Source organism: Phenylobacterium sp. CCH9-H3, from assembly GCF_001557235.1.
In the GTDB taxonomy this organism is placed as follows: Bacteria; Pseudomonadota; Alphaproteobacteria; order Caulobacterales; family Caulobacteraceae; genus Phenylobacterium.
On sequence record NZ_LSJI01000153.1, the window covers coordinates 1 to 1888 of the forward strand.

Here is a 1888-nt window from a genome sequence, read left to right on the forward strand (position 1 = left end):
CCTTTCCTGGGGCGGACTCTAGTTATTTCTGGCTGAGTTTCAGGGGGTCACGTCAATTCTTCTTTTTTAAGAAGATGGCCTTGAGCATAAACTCTACTGCCTGTCCGGCATGGTGGTAGGCTTGCAGGAGGTCGCCGGTCGCCTTGAGTTTGGTAGCGCAGCCCAACTCAGACTGCGCACTCGTCCACCAGTCTTGCGGCCCCGAACCCGGCATGCCGCTACACTAGAGCGCAGACCGCGGCTATGGCGAGTCGGCCCCTAGGCCTTCCCGATCAGCATGTTGTGGGTGAGATGCCCATCGGGCTGAGCAGCAGCGTCGTGTCCCGTTAAGCTTCCGCCCATGAAGACCGACATCCTCCGCGCCGGACCCGCCGAGGCCTACCTCCTGGCCCACGTCGGCGTCGATGTCTTCGACGCGCCCATCGAGCCGCAGAAGCTCGCCGCCTACCTCGCTGAGCCCGGCCACCTGATGGTGCTGGCGGTCGCCGGCGGCGAGGTGGTCGGCCAGGCGCGCGGGATCGTCCACCGCCACCCCGACCTGCCCACCGAGCTCTACATCGACAACCTGGGCGTCACCCCGGACCGCCGGCGCGAGCGCCTGGCCACCCGGATGCTGGACGAACTCGTCGCCTGGGGCCGCGAGCTGGGCTGCGAGGAGGCCTGGGTCGGCACCGAGCCCGACAACGCCGCCGCCCGCGCGCTCTACGACCGCCGCGGCGCGGAGGCCGAGGCCTTCGTCATGTACGTCTACGGACTGGACGGCGGTTGACCGCGCGACAAGGCGACGTGGTTGGCGCGCCTCGCGCATCCCGCGCCTTAAGTTCACGGCAGCCCACAAGCGTCGTCGTTCGGGCGGGTCAAGGATCGCGCCAGCGCGACCGCGAAGCGGCCCGTCCTTGAGGCGGCCGGGCGGCGGCGCACGCTCGTCGCCCGGACTTGAACCTCCCCGTTGCGGATGTGCGAACATCCAGCCAAGCTGCGCCCTGGCGCGAGGCGGACGATGAACGCAACCACCCGACGGCGTGGGCGAAAGATCACCAGATGGATGGCGATCTTTGTCCTGGTGGCGGGCGGGCTCCTGTCTCTGCTTGCCCTCGCCAATGGCTATCTGTGGGGAGCAAATCCCCTGGCTCTGCCTCTCGTCGGAGCGACCCTCATGCTCCCTCCAGCCACGTTGTCGGCGCTGATCTTCACGCTCGGGTGGGCGATCTTCGCGGAGCCGCCCGGCTGAGCGTCTCTCCACCGTAGCGGCGCCTCAAGCCGCCGCCCCATGGCGCGCCAACACGAACTGCGACGGCGTGGATGATCGTTCCAACCGCCAGTCACCTGCCGAGCCGGGCAACTCAAGTTCGACGAGGAACTCGTGCGGACGCCCGTCGACGCCGCTGGTATAGGCGAGGGCTCCGCCGACGCCGACGACCACCGGCTCCCCACGCTCCGTGAGCGCTTCCACTGAAACCGTGTTCCATTGGATCACGCCGCCCGGCCATTCCAGCCGACAGGTGCTCTCCGCTCCCGTCGGCATGGCTTCGAAAGCCTCCGCGGTGGCGCGCAGCACGACGGTTTCCCACACCGGCTCGGTATAGTCGCCGGTTGCGGTGTCCAATTCGTCCCCGCCGACCCACCGGTTGTGCAGGATGAAGGTATGCGCCTCGTCCGAGAGACAGAATAGCCCGACCACGTGCGATGCCGCCGTATGCAGTTCGGAGCGCAGCGTTTGCGTGGGCATGTAATTCACGCGGAAGCGTCGCTGTCCCGCCGCCGCAGCCACGAACTCACCAATAGAGATCTGGGCCAGGTTCACGTCGAGCTCCCGCATATGCGTGCAACCTAAGCCACAGCGTCCGAGGCGCAACTTGCGGGCCCGGAATCCCCTGCCGTCCAGCTT

At 67.2% G+C, this 1888-nt stretch carries 4 protein-coding genes; 2 read left to right on the plus strand and 2 right to left on the minus strand.

What is annotated here, in order from left to right:
- Positions 1 to 52: 52 nt before the first annotated feature.
- Positions 53 to 214 (minus strand): HEPN domain-containing protein, encoded by a 162-nt coding sequence (locus AX721_RS28790; protein WP_082765332.1) that lies wholly within the window; start codon positions 212 to 214, stop codon positions 53 to 55.
- Positions 215 to 340: 126 nt separating this feature from the next.
- Between AX721_RS28790 and AX721_RS13780 the strand changes: the two genes are divergently transcribed.
- Positions 341 to 769 (plus strand): GNAT family N-acetyltransferase, encoded by a 429-nt coding sequence (locus AX721_RS13780; protein WP_068876568.1) that lies wholly within the window; start codon positions 341 to 343, stop codon positions 767 to 769.
- Between the two features lie 276 nt (positions 770 to 1045).
- On the plus strand, positions 1046 to 1231 hold the full coding sequence (locus tag AX721_RS13785; RefSeq protein ID WP_068876569.1) for a hypothetical protein: 186 nt from the start codon (positions 1046 to 1048) through the stop codon (positions 1229 to 1231).
- Between the two features lie 24 nt (positions 1232 to 1255).
- On the opposite strand, the gene AX721_RS13790 is transcribed toward AX721_RS13785, so the two are convergent.
- Positions 1256 to 1888: hypothetical protein (locus tag AX721_RS13790; RefSeq protein ID WP_231754722.1), on the minus strand; the 633-nt coding region annotated here is incomplete at its 5' end.